Annotated in this window: 1 protein-coding gene; it reads right to left on the reverse strand. The window is 57.9% G+C overall.

Going from position 1 to position 354, the window contains the following annotated elements; translation table 11 throughout:
* Nucleotides 1-354 (reverse strand): hypothetical protein (locus ABZJ92_RS22590; protein ID WP_353765470.1); only part of this gene is annotated, 354 nt, incomplete at both ends.

The following is a 354-nucleotide window of genomic DNA, read 5'->3' on the forward strand; positions in this document are numbered from 1 at the left end:
TCCTCTCCCTCTCCCCTCCCCCCCTTCCTCCCCCTCCCCCCCTTCTTCCTCGTGCCCCCCCTTTTTTCTCCCTTTCCTTCTCTTCTTTCTTTCTCCCCCCCCTCCCCCCTTTTTTCCCCCTCTTCTTCCCCTCTCTCCTCCTCCCCTCCCCTCCCTCCTTTTCCCCTTCCCCCTCCTTCCTCCTCTTCCTTCCCCCCCTCCCCCTTCCCTCCTTTTTTCCCCTCCCCCTTTTTTCTCCCTCCCTCCTCTCTTTCCCTTCTCTCTTTCCCTCCTCTTCCCCTTCTTTTTTTTTCCTTCCTTCCTCCCTTTTTTTTCTTCCCTTTCCCTTCCCTCCTCTTCCCCTCCTCCTTCCCT

This window comes from Shigella sp. FJ200513 (assembly GCF_040495915.1).
Lineage (GTDB): Bacteria > Pseudomonadota > Gammaproteobacteria > Enterobacterales > Enterobacteriaceae > ECMA0423.